At 50.3% G+C, this 1,479-nt stretch carries 1 rRNA gene; it reads left to right on the top strand.

Annotated elements, in window-relative coordinates:
• A 23S ribosomal RNA gene (locus BUA73_RS00005) occupies positions 1-1,415 on the top strand; the annotation flags it as partial.
• Positions 1,416-1,479 lie beyond the last annotated feature (64 nt).

Consider the following 1,479-nt stretch of genomic DNA (forward strand, 5'->3'; position numbering starts at 1 on the left):
GAAATGTGCGTCTAAGCATTTAGGGAGACTGGATAGGCAAATCCGTTCAGTCAATTCTGAGGTGTGATGGGGAGCGAAATTAAGTAGCGAAGTATCTGATTCCATGTTGCCAAGAAAAGCCTCTATGGAGAAGAATGGTACCCGTACCGCAAACCGACACAGGTAGGTGAGGAGAGAATCCTAAGACCGTCGGAAGAATTGTTGTTAAGGAACTAGGCAAATTGACCCCGTAACTTCGGAATAAGGGGTGCCTACCGCAAGGTAGGCCACAGTGAATAGGCTCAGGCAACTGTTTAACAAAAACACAGGTCTCTGCTAAAGCGTAAGCTGATGTATAGGGGCTGACGCCTGCCCGGTGCTGGAAGGTTAAGGGGATTGCTTAGCGCAAGCGAAGGCATGAACTTAAGCCCCAGTAAACGGCGGCCGTAACTATAACGGTCCTAAGGTAGCGAAATTCCTTGTCGGGTAAGTTCCGACCCGCACGAATGGCGTAATGATCTGAGCACTGTCTCAACAACAAATCCGGTGAAATTGTAGTGCAAGTGAAGATGCTTGCTACCCGCAGTAGGACGGAAAGACCCCGTAGAGCTTTACTGCAATTTAGCATTGAATTTCGGTATTATCTGTACAGGATAGGTGGGAGACTGGGAAATGATGTCGTCAGGCGTCATGGAGTCAACCTTGGGATACCACCCTGATATTACTGGAATTCTAACGAAAGGCCATGAAACTGGTTGTCGGACATTGCTAGGTGGGCAGTTTGACTGGGGCGGTCGCCTCCAAAAATGTAACGGAGGCGCCCAAAGGTTCCCTCAGCGCGGTCGGAAATCGCGCGTAGAGTGCAAAGGCAGAAGGGAGCCTGACTGCGACACTTACAAGTGGAGCAGGGACGAAAGTCGGGCTTAGTGATCCGGTGGTACCTCGTGGGAGGGCCATCGCTTAACGGATAAAAGCTACCTCGGGGATAACAGGCTGATCTCCCCCAAGAGTCCACATCGACGGGGAGGTTTGGCACCTCGATGTCGGCTCGTCGCATCCTGGAGCTGAAGTCGGTTCCAAGGGTTGGGCTGTTCGCCCATTAAAGCGGCACGCGAGCTGGGTTCAGAACGTCGTGAGACAGTTCGGTCCCTATCCGCTGCGGGCGTAGGAAATTTGAGAGGCGCTGTCCTTAGTACGAGAGGACCGGGATGGACTGACCTCTGGTGCACCAGTTGTTCCGCCAGGAGCACAGCTGGGTAGCTATGTCGGGAAGGGATAAACACTGAAAGCATCTAAGTGTGAAGCCCACCTCAAGATTAGATTTCCCTTAGCGTAAGCTATAAGACCCCTTGAAGACTACAAGGTTGATAGGTGAGAGGTGTAAGTGTGGTAACATATTTAGCTGACTCATACTAATAGGTCGAGGACTTGACCAAATTACTTATTCATTATACAATTTTGAGAGAATAAATTCTCTAATGAAACTCCTGAGCTTAGGCT

Origin of the sequence: Hathewaya proteolytica DSM 3090, from assembly GCF_900142225.1 — a bacterium.
Taxonomy (GTDB): domain Bacteria; phylum Bacillota; class Clostridia; order Clostridiales; family Clostridiaceae; genus Hathewaya; species Hathewaya proteolytica.